10 protein-coding genes are annotated in these 11,945 nt (G+C 67.6%); 7 read left to right on the top strand and 3 right to left on the bottom strand.

Features of this window, described 5'->3' with window-relative positions:
- The 5 genes from HV824_RS31905 to HV824_RS31885 form a co-directional block, all read left to right on the top strand.
- On the top strand, positions 1-252 hold a 252-nt coding region (locus HV824_RS31905), incomplete at its 5' end, for a hypothetical protein (RefSeq protein WP_176424924.1).
- 282 nt (positions 253-534) lie between these two features.
- The gene (locus HV824_RS31900) at positions 535-921 is read left to right on the top strand and encodes a hypothetical protein (RefSeq protein ID WP_255208504.1); all 387 of its coding nucleotides are present in this window, start codon (positions 535-537) and stop codon (positions 919-921) included.
- A 24-nt stretch (positions 922-945) separates the two neighbouring features.
- A complete protein-coding gene (locus HV824_RS31895) occupies positions 946-1,923 on the top strand; it encodes a peptidoglycan-binding protein (protein ID WP_217917921.1) in 978 nt (325 codons plus the stop codon).
- An 18-nt stretch (positions 1,924-1,941) separates the two neighbouring features.
- On the top strand, positions 1,942-7,044 hold the full coding sequence (locus tag HV824_RS31890; RefSeq protein WP_176424923.1) for a hypothetical protein: 5,103 nt from the start codon (positions 1,942-1,944) through the stop codon (positions 7,042-7,044).
- Positions 7,045-7,246: 202 nt separating this feature from the next.
- On the top strand, positions 7,247-8,170 hold the full coding sequence (locus HV824_RS31885) for a PilZ domain-containing protein (RefSeq protein ID WP_176421307.1): 924 nt from the start codon (positions 7,247-7,249) through the stop codon (positions 8,168-8,170).
- A 70-nt stretch (positions 8,171-8,240) separates the two neighbouring features.
- Here the strand turns inward: HV824_RS31885 and HV824_RS31880 are convergent, their stop codons facing one another.
- Positions 8,241-8,777, bottom strand: a complete 537-nt coding sequence (locus HV824_RS31880; protein WP_176421306.1) for a carboxymuconolactone decarboxylase family protein — start codon at positions 8,775-8,777, stop codon at positions 8,241-8,243.
- 114 nt (positions 8,778-8,891) lie between these two features.
- Here HV824_RS31880 and HV824_RS31875 point away from each other — a divergent pair, with 114 nt between their 5' ends.
- A complete protein-coding gene (locus HV824_RS31875) occupies positions 8,892-9,464 on the top strand; it encodes a MarR family winged helix-turn-helix transcriptional regulator (protein ID WP_176421305.1) in 573 nt (190 codons plus the stop codon).
- An 840-nt stretch (positions 9,465-10,304) separates the two neighbouring features.
- Entirely contained in the window at positions 10,305-10,616 is a 312-nt protein-coding gene (locus HV824_RS31870) for a hypothetical protein (protein WP_176421304.1), read from the top strand.
- Positions 10,617-11,314: 698 nt separating this feature from the next.
- Here HV824_RS31870 and HV824_RS31865 read toward each other — a convergent pair.
- Positions 11,315-11,629, bottom strand: a complete 315-nt coding sequence (locus HV824_RS31865) for a hypothetical protein (RefSeq protein ID WP_176424922.1) — start codon at positions 11,627-11,629, stop codon at positions 11,315-11,317.
- A 158-nt stretch (positions 11,630-11,787) separates the two neighbouring features.
- Positions 11,788-11,945, bottom strand: a 158-nt coding sequence (locus tag HV824_RS31860; RefSeq protein WP_176424921.1) for a transposase domain-containing protein, incomplete at its 5' end; no start/stop codon positions are given.

Below are 11,945 nucleotides of genomic sequence, written 5' to 3'. Positions count from 1 at the left end.
GTCGTGGCGGTGGGGTGTGGGGGCGGCATGGAGGAGGAGGCGCCGTTGGACATGGCGCCGCAGGTCTCCGACGAGGGTGGGGTGGCGCAGCAGGACCTGCCGGTGTGCGGGTCTGGCCTGTACTGCAGCCTCAGCCCGGTCTCGGGCGCCTCGATGTGCGTCCAGACGCCCACCTCGACGCTGGCCATCTACTGCTGCCCGTCCGGTCGGCGCATCTATCACACCTCGGGCGGCGGTCAGTTCTGCGCCTGAGCGTGAGCCGCTGTTGAGGTGAGGAGCGGGGGGCACGAAGGACGTGCCCCCCGCTCCGGACACCTGGGTGCAGTCTCGTGCCGCGCCGTGGGCTCCGCCGGTTCAGGCGCCGCGCGGTGTCGAACTCCGGTATTCCGCGCGCGAATCCAACGAATTCCAGGAGCCCCTGGTGCTCGTTGCGGAGCACGTCGTGGCACCTTGTTTGATTCACGTGAAGCAGAAATAATCCCGCGGCACTTCATCGGGATGGTTTCAACGTTGTTGCGGATTCGCGAGTCGCAGATGAGTTCGTTGCGCAGCGCCGTGATGGACGGCCGCGTCGCGCAGCTCGTCACGGCGCTCCTCGAGGAGCTCTCCGCGGTGGAGCCCGCGTGGACCCGCGAGCGGCTCGTGCCGGTGGTGCGCAGGGTGGTGGACCGGGGCATCTTCTCGCTCGACGACGTGCGCGTGTACGTGCGGCTCGCCGAGTCGCTGGGAGATGACTTCGAGTCGCAGCGTCCCCACGCGTGGATGCGTTCGTGGCTGGATGACGCCTCCGTTTCGGATCCTGTCGCGCGTCTGCACCGCGTGGTGCGTGAGCGCCGCCGCCGCGAGGACCTGGCGGCGCAGAACGAGCGGAAGGAGGCAGCCTTCCGCCTCCGCCACGCCACGGTCGGCAAGGGCCGCTGACCGTTCCACTCCCAGAGAGGCCTCATGTCCCCTTCCTCGACTTCACGGCAGGACCCGGCGGTTGCTCCCTGTCCCTTGCAAGCGGGCAAGGGACAGGTGGAGGTGGTCGTCGTCGATGACCGCGAAATGCCGCTGTCCGGCGTGGCGGTGGAGCTGGCGCGGGGGGCGACGGACGAGGCGCTGCGCATGCGCACCGACGAGCACGGCGTCGCGCTGTTCGAGGGGCTCGAGGAGGGGCGCTACCGCCTCCGGTTGCTCGACGTGGAGCCCGCGCTGTGGCGAGTGCTCGGCCGGCTCCCCCTGCCTCCGCGCGCCGCGGGCGCCGCGCCTCGCTGGAGCGCCGTCTCGCAGCCCAGGCCGCTGTCCTGGACGTGCGAAGGGACGGAGTCGCTCGCGGTGCTGGCGGCGAGGCTGGGGGTGCGTCCCTCACGGCTCATCGACGCGAGCACGGGGCAGCCGCTCACCCCGGAGGTGGCCCCCGCGCCGGGGACGCGTGTGGAGGTGCGGCCGTTCTCCCACGAGTGGACGACGGTGGAGACCGGCTTCCGGCAGGTGGTTCACCGCATCGGGCTGCCCCTGTCCCTGGTGGTGGTGCTGCGAGACGGCACGCACCACCCCCGCGCGCACCAGCCCTACCTGTTGAAGGTGTGGCTGGACGACGAGGAGGAGCTGCCCGCGCGCGAGGGCATGACGGACGCGGAGGGCCGCATGGCGCAGGTGCTGCCCGCGCGCGCGGCGCGGGGCGAGGTGACGGTGTCTCCCGGCCGCGACGATGAGCGCAAGGTGACGCTGCGCTTCGCGGCGCTGCGCGCGACGAGCGCTCCGGAGGGCTTGCAGGAGCGGCTGGAGAACCTGGGGTTCTCCTGTGGCGGCGAGCGTGGCCAGGTCGGCCCGAAGACGCGCCTTGCCGTGGAGTGGTTCCAGTACGCGCTCGGGCTGCCTCCGAGCGGAGAGGCCGACGAGGCGACCTGCGCCGCGCTGGGCCTGTTGCACCGCTCGTAGCACCGGAGGACTTTTTCCATGCAGTGCCCCAACTGCGCGCCCGGCACCATGCGCGACCTGTCCGTGACGCCACCTCGCTGCTTGGAATGCGGCGCGGTGCTCGTTCCGGCGCCTCCCAGCACGCAGTCCCCCTTCGGCTCGATGGAGACCGATGTCGAGGAGGAGGACTTCGAGTTCGAGGAGTACGAGACGTATGAGGACCTGCTGGCCTCCCAGGAAGAGGTCGAGCGGCTGGAGAGCGGCGACTACGACGACGTCCTGGACGACTTCCTGGACGACGAGGAGCCGCACCGGCTCTCCAGCGACGAGATGCGAGAGGAGACGCTCCGGGCCTCGCTGGTCACCGACGACCTGACGCCCCCGGAGTCGCCACCGTCCAACGCGATGAGCGACGACGTCGCCGAGGAGCGCTGTGTCCCGCTGGGCGTGGAGACCACTGTCTCCGACAAGCCGGTGGTGCCGCCGAGCTTCCCGGTGCGGATGCTCCTGTGGAACATCGCCGACCTGGGCGGAGGCCCGAGCGGAACGCTCCCGGTGCGCAAGCAGTGGACCATTGACGCCCTGGCCCACGTCATCCGCACGGCGAACGCCGACATCGTCACCATCCTGGAGCTGAAGAAGAAGGGGGGCATCCGGCTGGTGGAGCCCAAGCCGCCCGCCCAGATGAAGCAACACACCGGCCGCGGGGGCAGCGGGACGAAGCTGCCGGTGTTGATGCGACTGGCGGCCGCCTTCGTTGAGCCCAGGGGCTACCAGGTCAAGACGGCCTCGGGCGCAGAGGTCGGCCAGGTCGCGGCGCGGGAGGCGGCGCTCCTCAATGACCTGGCGAAGCACTTCTCGGAGCGCGTGCGGCGGACCCTCTGGCCACGAGACGAGCAGGGCGAGGACGACGAGGCGCGGGACCCCGTCCCTATCGATTGGAGCGAGACCTCGCAGGAGCTGGACGCCGACAAGCTGGGCATCATCGAGGGCAGGCTCGATGCGGCCTGGGGGGCATGTGAGCCAGACCTGGTGAAGCGCTTCGGCAGGCCCGCGGCGAAGAAGGCGAAGGACGAGGCCGACGAAGAAGACGAGGAGCCGCCCGAGGCGCTCGTCGCGACATCGATTGACGTGTTGGGCAAGAAGCAGGCGAAGCTGGATGCCTACTGCCTGCTCTGCGTGCGGCTGCTCGTGGAGGAGGGCTACTACGATTGGCTCCAGCCCTACGCGAGCCGCTACACGTCGAAGGAGAAGGACTCGAAGAAGGGCGGGCCGGAGGCGACGGAGAAGCGGAAGCGGGACGAACTGGCGCAGCTCGGGGTCACGCTGCTGCGCGAGCACTGCGGCATCCTGTTCCATCGCTACCTGGCCGTCGTCGCGGGCATGGAAGCCGACGAGGTCCCGGCCACCAAGCAGCTTGTCCTCGAGAACAGCCTGCACCGCTCCAACGACGCGCATCTGCAGCGCGTCTACGAGAAGAAGCTCGCGGAATATCAAGAGCGCAAGAGCGAGGTGGAGGACGCGCCGGAGGCCCACGCGGGCCTGAGCGAGTTCATCCGCATCCGAAATGCGCTGAACGAGCAGTGCAAGGCGCGCGGTGAGGAGGTCTATGCGTCGTGGCCCGCGGAGGTGCCCGACCAGCCCGTCAAGGGGCTCTACACCCAGGATGAGGCGTACGGCGTCCTGTGGCGCAAGTCCAGGTTGGACGTGGACGAAGCGGCCATCTCGTACCTCAGCGCCTACGTGGCGAAGCGCTCGCCGGGTGGCGAAGTCCCGTCAATGGACGTCGACGTGGAGATGGGGGACGAGGCGGAGGAGGCGCAGGCGCAGCCCGTCAAGAGCCTCTACAGCAAGCGGGAGCCCATCCGGATTCCGGTGCGGCTGGCGCAGGTGCAGAGCGCGCCCGAGGTGAGCGTGGTGGCGTGGCATCCCCCCGCGCCGGGAGACCGTAACAAGAACGCGCGCGGCACGGACTTCCGCGCCTTCCTCCAGTACTGCAAGGACGAGCGCCAGGAGAAGGTGCTCGGCGTGGTGCTCTCGGACCTGAACATCGACACCGCCCGGCCCAAGGCCGAGCTCGCGAAGGATGGCACGCCGTACATCGACACCTGCGTGGAGCGCTTGTCGTTCCACCAGTTCTTCCAGACGCTGCTGGGGCCCGAGGCGGATGCAAGCCACCTGTACGCCATGGCGCCGCAGCTCTCGACCATCGCCAAGAGCAAGTTTGGAAGCTGGGCGGTGGACAGCGAGAAGGCGTTTGGGGACGGCTCGCTCAAGACGCTCCGGAGCTTCGTCAACAGCAAGGTGAAGCCGGAGCTGTTCGCCCCCTTCAAGACGTCAACGGGCCGCGAGCTGCGGCCCGCGCTCTCCTCCGCGGAGGACGTGCTGGCCCACATCGAGTCGTTCATCACCCCGCCGCAGCAGCGCTACGGGGCGAGCGGCTACGACAAGATTCTCGTGTACTCGAGGCGGACGGATGGCTGGCTGCTGGAGCAGTCGTCGGTCTACGTCATCCCGTTTCCCATGGTGCTCGCGGACGAGCAGGAGAAGGGCCTCTTCTTCATCCACGGCAACCTGCTGCCCAAGCACCTCCAGCCGTTCTGGCGGCTCATCCAGTTGGAGGACGCGAAGCTGCCCGAAGACAAGCGGATCTTCGACAAGCTGCGCGCCCCGGGCGTGAAGCTCACGGGCTCGGAGGACGCGCGCTGGGAAGCGGTCATGGTCGCCGCGAAGAAGCTGAGCGACCACATGCCGCTCGTCTCCGACCTGCGGCTCGTCTACAGCGGCGAGGAGGCGCTGGTCGTGGAGGAGGTGGAGGTCGCCACCGAGACGGTGTCCGCCGAACTGGGTGAGCTGGAGGCGCTTTGTGCCGCCTATCAGAAGTCCCACGCCGCGGATGATGAGGCCACGAACGCGCTGAGCGCGATTCTGGACGCCGCGGAGAGGGTCCCCGCTTCGGACCATGCCCGCTCCAACGCGCTGGTGGCGGAGGCCATGCAGTGGCGGGAGACGTTCGCCGCGCTGCGGAGCGCGGGCTTCGACCCGGAGGCGTACTGGGACAGTCGGCCCGCGCTGAAGTCGGAGAAGGGGAAGGACAAGGGCGGCGGCAACGGCATCTCGCTGGACACCCACCTGGCCTCCATCCACCAGGGGCGGGTTCCCAACGCGGGCGGAGGGGATTGTCTGTTCCGCGCGCTGTCTCAGTTGTTCTTCGGCACGGAGGAGCACCACCGCGAGGTGCGCCAGGCGGTGGTCAATCACCTGGAGGACCTGCTCGCCGGGCAGTCGCTGGACGGTGGAGGGATGGTGGGGCCGGCGACGGCAGCGACGTTCCGGCAGGACATGGGGTTGCTGCTCGACTGGCACCGCGTGGCCTGGCCCCACGAGCCCGCATACCGCCGCGTCGCGGGCGTGGACCCCTGGCGGCAGTACCTGCGGGCCATGAGCAGGGACCGGGCTTGGGGCGACCACGTGGCGCTGGCGGCGGCGTCCCACCTGTTCCAGGTGCGCTTCGAGATGTTCGCTCGGACGGGGGCGACTTCGTACTGGACGGACCTGGTGGACTTCGTGCCGCGCACCGAGGGACACGCGGCGCGGCCCCTGCTTCGACTGGCGAACCTGGGCAACGCGCACTACGAGGCGGTGGGGCCCACGGATGCGCCGCTCCCCCCGGCCTCGGCCTTCCCCGCCGTACTGGAAGCGCTCAGCGCGCGCCGCCGCCGCGACGAGGGGCAGGCGCCTCCATCCGGCTCGAAGAAGGTCGAGTCCCCCCAGTCAGCGACCGCGCCCACGAAGCCCGCCACGTCGGATCCATCCACCGTGGGGCCCGTGTGCAAGTGGACGCACACGCACTACTTCAAGTCCGACACGCCCGCCCACCACCCGCACGCGCTCTTCCTCTTCGGAGAGAACGACGCCTCGAAGAAGAAGAAGCACTCCCAGAGCAACACGCAGGCCGTCATCCGGATGAATCCGAACGCGCTGGGGATTCGCACCTGCTGGATCGCGGGCGTGGGCATGCGGGACACGGACCTCGCGAAGAACCAGGTGGCGATTGATCAGGACTGTGACGAGGCCGTCCAGCTCCTGATGAGCGGCAAGTACACCACCCTGGTGGTGCCGTGGAACCACGCGTTGGACAGCGTGGACATCGGGACGGGGATTGCCGCGCTGCCCGCGAACGCGCCCAAGACGTGGGCGCACCTGACGAAGCGCATCGACGCGCTCATCGACTGGGCAAGCAAGCACCTGGGCACGGTGCTGGTCGTCCCGCAGGTGAACGCGCTCGTGCCCACCGTGGTGCAGCAGCAGGCGTCGGACCTCCACCTGCAGGAGGTCTCGAACGTGATGAGCCAGTCCTCCACCATGGGAGATGACTCCAGCACGAGCGTGCTGGGGCAGCCGAACGTCGTGTCTTTGAGGACGCTGCTCTTCTCCGGAGCGACTTCGCCTGAGACGGGCCTGTTGTCGGACAAGGACTACGAGAAGAACAAGGCGATGCTCGACGAGGACCTGGCCGTGCTCACCCAGAAGGTGGAGAGCGGCCAGTACCGCAGGCTCGTGCTCGAACGCGACGAGGAGGGGGACATCGTCCTGGGCACGGCCTTGGGGAAGCTCGACCAGCACGCGCCTCGGACGCTGGACTATCTGCGCGAGCGCCTGGAGGCGTTGTGCAGGCGCTGTGCGGAGGTCCACGTCAAGCGCGCGACGTCAAAGGGGCAGGTCGTCGAGGACGAGAACTCGATGCAGGGCATCGAGGGGTCGCAGTCCCTGGACTTCCTGTCCGTCGACGATGGCCGTACTTCTTCCGAAGGAGTCAAGCGCAAGAAGCCCAGCTTCGCCTACGAGGACGAGGAGGACGACGACGCCACCCAGGAGATGGACCCGGCGGAATGGGGGACCTCGGCGTTCTCGGACGCGAGCTTCAGTGGCGGGTCACAGTCGTCGCAGTCCTTCTCGGGCTCGGGACAGGTTGCGCCGTCGAGCCATAAGAAGCGCAAGTTCAACGGGCCGCCTGCGAGCGCCGAGGACGATGAAGAAGTGCAACTCGTGAATGACGACGACGTGCCGCCCCCGCCTCCCGTTTGGGAGGAGGGGGATGAGGCAGACCCCAAGAGGCATAAGAAGGGGCCGACTGAGTAGGGCCTCGGCCTGAGTGCCGCTTCCACGACAGCTTCATCACCGCACGACCCATGTGCGGTTGGCCTTTCATCGCGGGCGGTGTTCACCAGGCGATTGAAGTGCCCATCATTGAAGCTGAGGATGGAGTCCCCGTGGTCGACCGCCTGCTACCCCAGGTCCACTGGCAGCCGACACGCCCAACGCCGCCCTGGAAAACACCCTCATGGCAAACCCAAGCGCACGCGCCCTCGAGGAGTACACCGCCCTTGTGGAGCAGCAGCGGTCGCAGGCCCTGAGTGCCGAGCAGCAACAGCGCCTCGAGTTGCTCCGAGACGTCCTCCTGGAGCTGGGGGCGCTCCCGCCTGAAGGCAGCTCCCTTCCCGTCAGGCCGGTGAGGGCGGACGCGGTGCTCGAACTTTCGTTCGCCACCCAGGACGACGTGGTGCGTGCCTTCAGCAAGAACATCGGAACCGGGGGGCTGGCCATCCGCACCTCGCGCGTGCTGCCGGTTGGAAGCATGCTGGAGCTGCGAATCACGCTGCCAGATGCGCCCGAGCTCCTCATCGCCCATGGCCAGGTCGCCTGGTCGCGGGAGGAGGGGATGGGCGTGGCCTTCACCCAGCTCCCGGCCGAGGGTGAGCGCAGGCTGAAGGAGCTGCTGGTGAAGGACGCCTCGCTGCTCAATCGCGTGCGCAACGTCCTGCGCACGGACGTCCGGGAGTTGCTGACGTCGGACGTCCGCGAGCTCGGAAACGCCCCGACCGTCGCTCCCAAGGCAGCGGAGGCGGTGGAGGTGGATACGCGGCCACTCGTCCTGGTGCGCCTCTCCGACGCGCGGCTGATGACGCTGGTCTCGGAGCTGTTCGCGCAGAAGGGCATTCGCGTGGTGACGGAGAGCGACACGCCCGTGCCGCTCGTCGTCGTCGACGCGAGCTCGGCCCTGGATGTCCTCACGTCCGCGGCCCGCATCGGCACGCGCAGCGTCATGGTGAACGTGAGCGGGCCGGACTCGTTGGTGGGCCGGCTCTCCCACCTGAATCCCGCGGCGTACGTGAGGCACCCGGCCAATGCGGCTTCGGTGTTCCACGCCGTGGAGCGGCTGCTCGCGGCCTCGCCAGGACAGCCGGCCCGGGGTTCGCGCAAGTAGGAGAACTTGGGGTGCCTGCCTGGCGAACGCCTCGGGGCGCCGCGACCCTGCCGGCGCCCCGATACGCGGCTCAGGCGACGCGGGGGAAGTCCACCTCGGTGCCGGCCACCACGTTGAGGTAGTTGGTGAGCACGTTCTGCGCGACGGCGGCCACCACCTCCACCAGCTCCGCGTCGCTCAGCCCCTCCCTGCGCGCCTGCGCGAGCTGCGGGCCCACGTCCGCCGCCCGCGTACGGGCAATGGCGACGGCAAGGTCCAGGATGGCCTGCTCGCGCGGGTCCGCCGAGCGGCCCGAGCGAAAGCCACTCAGCTCCTCTTGCTTCACACCGTGTCCCTTCGCCAGCGCCGTGTGCGCGGAGAGGCAGTAGGTGCAGCGGTTCAGCTCCGCCACCGCGATGGCGATGGCCTCCTGCGTGCGCGGCGACAGCGTCGCGCCGCCCATGGCGTTGAAGTAGCCCGCCACGGCGTCGAGCGCAGCGGGGGAGTGGGCGAAGGTGGAGAACATCTTCGGCACAGCTCCGAACTTCGCCTTCAGCGCGGCGAGCGTGGGCTCGGAGGCGGCAGGCGTATTCGTGGAGCCAACAGGGGCGATGAGGGGCGTCGTCATGGGGTGCTCCCAGGGACAGCGGGTTGTGTGGCAGGTCGATTGGTTTCGACTCGATACCAAATGCGCTCGCCGCCTCCGCTTGTCAAGTCGGTGTCGACACGATACCTTTGATTCATGGCTGGAGACCGCCTCTACGTGCTGCTTGAGCGACTCGGGAACCTGCTCCGCACGGAGGAGCGGGCAGCGGGGCTGCCTCACGGGCTGCAGCCGGTGCACCTGCAGGCGCTGCGCTACTTGCAGGCTTGCAATCGCTACAGCAACACACCTGCTGCGCTGACGGAGTACCTGGGGCTCACCAAGGGCACCGTGTCCCAGACGCTCCTGCTGCTGGAGGAGAAGGGGCTGTTGCGGAAGGAAGCCGATACGGAGGACCGGCGCGTCATCCACCTGCTGTTGACGGAGGCGGGCCGCGGGGTGCTGAAAGAGGCCTTGCCACCCGAGCTCTTCAAGCGGGCCCTCACGCGGTTGCCTGGTGATGGCGCGGCACTGGAAGAGGCCCTCTCCGAGCTGTTGAGCTCCCTGCAGGCCGCGAATGGCCAGCGCAGCTTCGGCGTCTGCGGCACCTGCAAGCATTTCCAGCGAGAGGGCTCGGGGCGCTTCCGCTGCGGCCTGACACGGGAGCCGCTGTCACGCGAGGACAGCGAGCTGCTGTGCAGGGAGCATGCGGCCCTCCCGGCGGGCCACTGACTCTCGGATCGAGTCGCTCGTCGGGCTTGATTCCCTTCCGGAACCAGGCGAACCGAAAGTGGCTTTGTGGCTCAGGACGTGGGCGTGGACTCTGGGGCCGAGAGGCCCGCCGCGACCTCCAGCGGCAAGTAGCACATAGGCCGTGTCACCCTCGGCCACCCTCACCGCCTCCGTCTGGGTGACGTAGCCCTCCTGGAGGTCACCAGGGTGTAGACGCCCGGGGGCACGTTCCTCGGAGCGACGCGAACATCGCGGGGGCGTGGAAGTCGAGCAATCGGCAGGCGCGCGTGTTTCGGGGCAAGCCGAGCACCGATTCCAGGCCAATCCGAGCAGTGATTCCGGAGCAAGGGGGCAGCCGTTCCGGGGATGCCGAGCAGGCATTCCAACGATTCGAGACCAGGTGGTCCAAGGCGCGCTCCGGTTGCTGCTAAAACCCGTCTTCAAGGCCGACTTCTCGGCACATTCGTTCGGGGCGAAACCTGGGGCACGCAACCCACTGGCGCGCCACTCCTCCAATCGTCTCTTCCACCTCTTCGCCAGGCACACAGGGTGTCTGGGGCGCTCAATACGCGCATGAGGCAGTTTGAGCCTGTCCCGGTTCCGTGGCTCTCCCGCACTTAGTGTGCTCTCCCTCAGAAGAGCAGGCAGACGCAGCAGGGCGCCATTGGAGACAATCTCCTCGGGAGGCCCGGATTTCGAGCCGGACTCTCTCTCCTGCATCAACCAACGTGCGCCCTCTCTGCCAACGTGAGTGAGACAGTTCGTACCCGGCAGTTTATCAACTTTTCGGCCGCTCACAGCGCTGCACCGGCCGCGCGGTTTCCGAACTCCTGGTCGCCGATGACCAGAAATCTGCGCTTCTTACTGACCATCAACACTCCCCTGGTGGACGGGCTGGCGAAGCTGGTGGTGCCCCTGGCGCCGAGTGCGCCGGCGAGCAGCGATGCGCCCCCGGTCGGAGCCGTGCCGTCCATTAGCGTGAACGTGCACCTCCACCAGGACGGCTCGGTGAGCGCGGACGTCCAGGCGCCGGGCGCAACGGAGCACTCGCGGCGCCTGGGCCAGCACCTGGGCGGGGCCGTCCGCCGGGTGATGTTGGAGGAGATGCGGCCTGGCGGCTTCGTCTACGACTTCGTCAACAGGCGGAGGTGACGAGCGAGAACCGCTCTGACGCCTCATTGGTGGATGGGAGGGCGGCGACGTGCTTGGAATATCAAGCCGAAGGTACGCAAAGATTGGCGTTCGTTGCGCGGTGGTTCCCCGTGGGCGAATGCCTTTCGCTCCACCAGGGAGATATGGCTATGGTGGACGCCTCAACCCGAGCACTAAGGAGTGACTTCATGAAGAGGCCAGTGGTTCTGCTTTTGAGCGCGATTTCGATGCTTGTTGCTGCCGGGTGCGGGCCGGACCTGTCGGAGAGCGAAGCCAGAGACCATGAGACACAGGAGCAGGCGGCCGTTCCAGGGTGCATAACGACTGTTATCCCGCCATATGTGATTTATAATTCTACGACAGGTCAACCTCGTGGGGTGGAGTCGACTGCGACAGTCGTGTGCGGTTCGGTTCAGCCTCATATTGACGTGGCGGCCCGCGTGTTTTATCCGGCAGGTCCTCGGGGCGTGACCAATGGGTGGACGTGCTATGGTGCGTCATCGTGCACGGGGGTAGCACGAGATGCGTATATCCCGGGCGTATGGGAGTCGCGAGGCCTCTCCACCATCGGAGGAGATACAGCGACCATAACAGTTTCGCTGTAAGTGGTTGTGAGAGGTGCGAGACCGACTCGATTTTATGAATCGGAGGCCGGCTGCACTGCGAGGCCCGCCCAAAGCTATAAGCGGGCCGTCGATTCAGCGCTCAGGGCAGATGTCTTCCCAGTCGACTTGCATGAAGGCTGTCTGGCTCCCTCGGCGGAGCACTGGGCCGTAACACGAGCAGAACTCCGAGCCAACCCGTACTGAGTACGTGGCATCGCTGAAGTAGCTGTAGCTGTACGAGCTGTTGCCGCACCACGGCAAGGCATCCTCCCTGGATGCGAGGTTGTCCTGGTCGCCGACTTCTCCTTCGACACCACCACAGCCGAGCGAGAGCCCGGCCGCGAGTCCAAGGGCAGCGAGCATCACTGGTATCTTCATGAGGCATCCTTTGGTGAGGAACTCCGTCATCGGGTTCCGGTGCCTATTCAAGATGGAAGGCGAATGCTGGTGAATCGTGGAATGCCCGTATTGCGCTGGGCGTCCGTAACCGTCCGGTGGACGTCGTGCTAGGAGGCTTGATGACGGACGAGGACCGTGTTCGGCGCGCGCCTCGACGAGCGAGCTGTTCAGTGACTGAGCTGGAGGAGCGAATCGGGCGGGTCGGCGGCGCGTCGCCGCTTCCACTCGTGGGGTAGCAGCTCACCGATGCGCGAGTTGGGGTGTGTCTGCACGCGCAGCAGGACGTCCGCGAGATACGTCTCGGGGTTGACGCCGTTGGCCTCGC

Source organism: Myxococcus sp. AM009 (assembly GCF_013372605.1).
Classification (GTDB): domain Bacteria; phylum Myxococcota; class Myxococcia; order Myxococcales; family Myxococcaceae; genus Myxococcus; species Myxococcus vastator.
The sequence above is the reverse complement of the archived record's forward strand: the minus strand, read 5'-3'. Positions and strand labels throughout refer to the sequence as shown.

What these genes read in the sequence shown, in the direction of transcription:
- HV824_RS31900 (WP_255208504.1), top strand. Translation starts at nt 535, where the DNA reads ATGAGTTCGTTGCGCAGCGCCGTGATGGACGGCCGCGTCGCGCAGCTC.
- HV824_RS31870 (WP_176421304.1), top strand. Translation starts at nt 10,305, where the DNA reads ATGACCAGAAATCTGCGCTTCTTACTGACCATCAACACTCCCCTGGTG.
- HV824_RS31880 (WP_176421306.1), bottom strand. Translation starts at nt 8,777, where the DNA reads ATGACGACGCCCCTCATCGCCCCTGTTGGCTCCACGAATACGCCTGCC.
- HV824_RS31885 (WP_176421307.1), top strand. Translation starts at nt 7,247, where the DNA reads ATGGCAAACCCAAGCGCACGCGCCCTCGAGGAGTACACCGCCCTTGTG.
- HV824_RS31895 (WP_217917921.1), top strand. Translation starts at nt 946, where the DNA reads ATGTCCCCTTCCTCGACTTCACGGCAGGACCCGGCGGTTGCTCCCTGT.
- HV824_RS31890 (WP_176424923.1), top strand. Translation starts at nt 1,942, where the DNA reads ATGCAGTGCCCCAACTGCGCGCCCGGCACCATGCGCGACCTGTCCGTG.
- HV824_RS31875 (WP_176421305.1), top strand. Translation starts at nt 8,892, where the DNA reads ATGGCTGGAGACCGCCTCTACGTGCTGCTTGAGCGACTCGGGAACCTG.
- HV824_RS31865 (WP_176424922.1), bottom strand. Translation starts at nt 11,629, where the DNA reads ATGACGGAGTTCCTCACCAAAGGATGCCTCATGAAGATACCAGTGATG.